Annotated in this window: 5 protein-coding genes; 1 reads left to right on the forward strand and 4 read right to left on the reverse strand. The window is 64.5% G+C overall.

Annotated elements, in window-relative coordinates; genetic code table 11:
- Window positions 1-172: 172 nt before the first annotated feature.
- Window positions 173-928 carry an SDR family NAD(P)-dependent oxidoreductase gene (locus tag V0R59_RS31610; protein ID WP_330078419.1) on the forward strand — a complete coding sequence of 252 codons (756 nt, stop codon included), beginning with the start codon at window positions 173-175 and terminating at the stop codon, window positions 926-928.
- 52 nt (window positions 929-980) lie between these two features.
- Here V0R59_RS31610 and V0R59_RS31615 read toward each other — a convergent pair whose 3' ends face one another.
- Genes V0R59_RS31615 through V0R59_RS31630 form a run of 4 tightly spaced genes read right to left on the reverse strand, consistent with a single transcriptional unit; the run spans window position 981 to window position 4,483 of the window.
- Window positions 981-1,715, reverse strand: a complete 735-nt coding sequence (locus V0R59_RS31615; protein WP_330078420.1) for a hypothetical protein — start codon at window positions 1,713-1,715, stop codon at window positions 981-983.
- Between the two features lie 8 nt (window positions 1,716-1,723).
- Window positions 1,724-2,695 carry a ComEC/Rec2 family competence protein gene (locus V0R59_RS31620; RefSeq protein ID WP_330078421.1) on the reverse strand — a complete coding sequence of 324 codons (972 nt, stop codon included), beginning with the start codon at window positions 2,693-2,695 and terminating at the stop codon, window positions 1,724-1,726.
- A gap of 26 nt (window positions 2,696-2,721) precedes the next feature.
- Window positions 2,722-3,681, reverse strand: coding sequence for a quinone oxidoreductase family protein (locus V0R59_RS31625; RefSeq protein WP_330078422.1), 960 nt, complete (start codon window positions 3,679-3,681; stop codon window positions 2,722-2,724).
- A gap of 28 nt (window positions 3,682-3,709) precedes the next feature.
- Window positions 3,710-4,483, reverse strand: coding sequence for an ABC transporter ATP-binding protein (locus V0R59_RS31630; protein WP_330078423.1), 774 nt, complete (start codon window positions 4,481-4,483; stop codon window positions 3,710-3,712).
- Between the last annotated feature and the right edge of the window lie 253 nt (window positions 4,484-4,736).

A 4,736-nucleotide genomic window follows, 5' to 3' on the forward strand; every position in this document is an offset into this window, starting at 1 on the left:
CCGCGATTGCGTCAGTGAATTCACTATCGCAATCGCGGCGGTCCGGCGTTCCGGTAAACCCGCTCCCACAGGGTCCGCGCACGTCTGCATATCTCATTCGTCTTGACATCCAAATACCCTCCGGATAGCTTGCATGCAACCCTGCACACAACAACAAAACCCGGAGTCACCGATGCAAAGATTCGAGAACAAGGTAGCGATCGTAACCGGCGCAGCCGGCGGTATCGGCTCGGCGATCGCAGCAAGACTGGCGCGCGAAGGCGCAACCGTGGTGGTGAGCGACGTGAACCTGGAAGCGGCCCAAGGCGTCGCCGAAATGATTCGCAGCGAAGGCGGCAAGGCTGTGGCTATCGCGGCGGATATTGGCCAGGGCGACGCCTGCCGCGCGCTGGTGCAGCAGACGGTCGAGCAGTTGGGCGCCATCGATATCCTGGTCAACAACGCCGGGATCAACCGCCGCGGCAATCTGCTCGCGCTGAGCGAAGACGACTGGCACACCAGTTTCACGGTGAACCTGGACTCGATGTTCCACCTGTGCCGCGCCGTGCTGCCGCTGATGATCGAGGCTGGCGGCGGCGCCATCGTCAACACGGCATCACAATGGGGCCTGTACCCGGCCCCCGGGCATATCGCCTACAACGTCACCAAGGCCGCCGTGGCCTCCTTCACCCAGAACCTGGCGCGGGACTATGCGCCGCACAAGGTGCGGGTGAACGGGGTGTGCCCGGGCGAAATCCACACGCCGATGCTGGAAGCCGGCGTCACGCGTTCGGGCCGCACCATCGCCGACCTGGACAAGATGGTGCCGTTCGGACGCATCGGCAAACCCGAGGAAGTGGCCGCGCTGGTAGCGTTCCTGGCCTCGGAAGAAGCGGCCTTCATGTGCGGCTCGCTGGTGGAGATCACTGGAGCCCAGGCGGTCGCCTGAACCGGTCCCCGGCGCCTGGCGCCGGGGCATCCCGCAATCGCGCTACGCGAGACTATGCCGTTCCAGCCAGGCACGCATCCATCAATTCGACCAGCCGTGAATTGGCGCTCCCGACCAGGAAGCCATCCCGCATTTCCCACTCCACCAGCACAGACTGGAACAGCACCTGCAAGTCAGGTCGTTCCTCGCTGCCGAAGTTGACCCAGGCCAGCGCCGGCCCTCCGCTCATACCCTCGGGGTTGAAATTGTCGCGGCTGAACCCGTCGGTGGTCACCCAGCGTTTTGCCTCGAACGCGTAGATAATCGGATCCTCAATCTCGGAGCAGAAGGTTACGCCCCGCGTTTCCAGCCAGGTGGACACCGGCAAGAGCGGGGTTTTCATTCCCGCCAGGAAATAGATGGGATAGCCCATGACCACTACCCCCTGCGCGCAGCGCGCAAAATCTCCGAGATCACGCTCGACCGTAATCCTCAGCACACCCTCGATTTCCTCGGCCAAGACCTCATCAACCGGGAAAACGCCGATGTCGTCCTCCCAGCTGTAATGGAACGAGCGCGTGGCGAAGCTGAACGGTTCGCCGCTCAGGATCAGCCCGCAATTTTCTCGTCCGGTATTGAGCACCGTATGCGCTGCCGTAACCAGATAGTCCCGGCCTTCGAAACGGGCGAAAAAACCCGTTCCCACGACGTCGTGGTCCGGGGACGAGAGGTCCTTGATCGGCACAAGCGCCTTGCTGTAATTACGTCCGATCTCGTCGATGGCCTCACGTGGCGGTTCTGCGAACATGCTGGTCCTTAGTCTGGAAATTGAAGAAGTTCATCCGCTTGCGGGTAAACCACATAGTCACCATACGCCTTGAGCAGGTGCTCAAGCTCCACCGTCCGCGCCGGGAAATGAAAGCGCGGTGGCGAATCTGCACAGGCATCCAGCACCCGCCGCAATGCCTGCGCCTGCGGATGATGCCGCTGCCCGTTGGTGGGCACCACGTAGTCAAGGCAGGAAAATCGCGCCAGCAGTTCGGCACTGGTATTGCCGTCACTGCCGTGGTGGGACAGCTTCACCAGTTCATAGGCGGGCTTGTCTTCGCCGTACAGCTGGTCGAGGGATGCGGTGACCGTGGAAGGCCAGGCATCGCCGAGAAACAGCCAGGTGCGTGCGCCGAAACGGACTTCGAAAGCCAGGCTCAGGGCGTTGGACCGCGAGGTGTCCTCGCTGAAGCGGTCTTCTTCCTGCTTCAGCTCGGCATACGGACGAAACGGCTTGCGCGCGGAAATCTTCACCGGCTGGGACGAATCGACCAGCTTGCCATACCGCCTCACAAGCTCGGGCGTCGGCGACAGGAAGACCAGCTCGACCTGGTCACCGAAACAGGGGATGCGCTGGCCGGCAGTCACCACCTCATGATGGCGGGGACGCTTGCGCTCGCCGATCAGGTAACCCTGACGCGGTGAGCACTTCTGCGTCGTGCTGTTGGAAAGAAACATCCGCACCAGTGCGGGTGCATTGAAGATCAGCTGGTCGATGCGCAGCGGGCTGTCGGCCGCGAACAAGCCCATGAAGCCGCCGATATGGTCATCATCGTGATGGGTGATGATCGCGATATCGATCAGCCCGTTCGGCAGCAGCCGCTGCAGATGCTCAATCAGCCGCTGCGCCGTGTCACCGGGCTTGCTGGGCCCCGCATCCACCAATATGTTGAACGCCCCTCCGGCGAACTGCAGCAAGGCGCAATCGCCGATCCCTGCCGGCAGGAAGGAAATCAGCACGCTGTCCGCGGCATTTTCCCCGCCACTCAAACGACGAACACCACGCGCTCGGCGCTGCTCGCACCCCAGGTGGCCTCGACCGCCGCCAACGGCACGGCCCTGGCCTCCACGCGCAATCCGGCGCTGCCGATGGCCTGCAGCAGTTGCCCCACCACCTGTGCCAGTCCCGCGTTGGAAATACTGCCCAACCCGCTCCCGCTCATCTCCAGCCCGGAACCGCGCAGCACCCCCGGGTTCATGGGAATGCTCGCCCCGGCGATCGACCCGATATTGACGAAACGCACCCGCGGCGCCGCCTCGCCATTGCCGGGGCCGCCCAGCGCTTCGAGAATGCACGCGGCCGGCTGGCCCCACAGGTAATCGAGGACGACATCGATGCCACGGCCCTTGATTTCCTCGCGGAAGACGGCCGTCAGCTGTTCGACCGGCTGATCCAGACAGATGAAGTCATCCGCCCCCAATCCGCGCAGCTCCGCCTCCACCGCCGCATTGCGCGCCGTTGCCACCACATGGGACGCCCCCAGGTGTTTCGCCACCTGGATCGCCAGGCGCCCGGACGCACCTGCCGCACCATTGACCAGCACCCGCTCGCCGGCCTGGAACCGGGCCCGCTCCTGTAGCGCTGCCCAGGACGACATGCCCGGGTTGGCGATCGCCGCCGCCGTCAGGTCATCGACCTCGTCCGGCACCGGGACACAGTTGCGCGCATCCACGGCAACGATCTCTGCCATGGCCCCGATGGGCGCACGCGGGAAACAGAAATACACGCGGGTGCCGTCTTCCAGCAGGCCGACGCCATCGGCGCCGGGCACCAGCGGCAGTTGCTTGCCGCTGCTGTAGTGCTTGCCACTGGCCTGGGCGCGCACCAGCTGGCTCAGCGCCGCGGCGCGCACCCGCACAAGGACTTCGCCGGGCGCGGCGGTCGGGGCCTCGATATCGCCATAGCGAGGGGGCTGGTCGAAGGCATGGACGATTGCAGCTTTCATCGGCAAATACTCCGGGAATTCACAAGGATCAACCGTGCCAGCAGCGATACCAGCCATCCTGCTCCGTGAGGCGCAGGTCGGTCTGGTACAGCGCCGACAGACGCTCGCTGGTCAGGACCTCGGCCTTGGGGCCGTCGGCGACGATGCGGCCCTTGTCGAGCAGGACCACCCGCTCGATCTCGGGAATGATCTCGTCGATATGGTGGGTGGTGATGATCATCGCGTGCTCGGCGCCGCAGAAGCGGCGCATCAGCTTGAGCATGCCCAGGCTGGCGCCCATGTCGAGGCCGTTGGCCGGCTCGTCGAGGATCAGCGCCGCGGGCTTGTGCACCAGGGCGCGGGCCAGCAGCAGGCGGCGGCGCTGGCCGGTGGAGAGGCGCTGGAACATGGTCTGCGCGTGGTAGGTCATCTCCACCACCGCCAGCAGCTCGCGGGCCTCGTCCAGTTGCTCGGCGCTCGGTTGCAGGTGGCCGTGGGCACCGATGGAGCCGAAGAAGCCGGAGACCACCACGTCCAGGGCCTGGGTGTAGGGGGTGTAGTCGTCCTGCAGGTCCTGGGAGACGAAGCCGATGCGGCTGCGCAGCGCCCAGAGGTTGACGGTGTCGCTGCCGAACAGGCGCAGGTGGCTGCCCTCGCGCTCTACCGGGTACAGCTCGCGGGTGATCAGCTTGAGCAGGGTGCTCTTGCCGGCGCCGTTGGGGCCGAGGATGGCGACCTTCTCGCCTTCGCCGATATGCAGGGAGAAGCCATCCAGCACACGGGTCTGCTGCTGGTAGGCGGTGACGTTGTGGATGTCGATCATGGAGGGCTCATGGCTGCGGGGGACCGGGGGAGTTTGCCATTTGTTACAAATGCTGAAAATGAAGGATTTCCGCCGTTGCCGAAGCCCTCATCGCTGCTGGGGTATCTACACATCTCATGAAAACAGAGGTTGAGAGAGCGACGCGGACCTTGTGGGAGCGGGTTTACCCGCGATAGGGCCCGCTTAATGACAACAGCCAAACCTGGGACAAACCCGGCCCCCCCGGCCCCGCCCGACAATGACGCGCTGGTGG

The organism is Pseudomonas ulcerans (assembly GCF_036324125.1).
GTDB classification, from domain to species: Bacteria; Pseudomonadota; Gammaproteobacteria; order Pseudomonadales; family Pseudomonadaceae; genus Aquipseudomonas; species Aquipseudomonas ulcerans.